This is a genomic window from Klebsiella sp. K47 (assembly GCF_051858335.1).
Lineage (GTDB): Bacteria > Pseudomonadota > Gammaproteobacteria > Enterobacterales > Enterobacteriaceae > Klebsiella > Klebsiella pneumoniae.
Genome location: NZ_JBPYUI010000494.1, coordinates 1 through 218 on the forward strand (window position 1 = coordinate 1; position 218 = coordinate 218).

General features: G+C 42.7%; 1 protein-coding gene. It reads right to left on the bottom strand.

The window, feature by feature from the left end; genetic code table 11:
- Window positions 1–218 (bottom strand): proton-conducting transporter transmembrane domain-containing protein (locus tag RRF55_RS28940; protein ID WP_439419438.1); only part of this gene is annotated, 218 nt, incomplete at both ends.

Sequence of the window (218 nt, forward strand, 5' to 3'; positions counted from 1 at the left end):
TTGCAAAATAAAGACCTTGCCCAAAAATCCACTAAATGGTGGTAAGCCCGCCATCATTAATGCAATCATGAAGTACGTGATAGCCAGTATTTTATGTTGCTTCATTTGCGGGGCAATGTTGAAGTGATCTTTAAATGCGCCACGGTGAGAGGGAATCCAACCGCACAGCAAATAGAAAGCCGCTGCAATTAAGGTACTGTGTACCAAGTAATACAGTG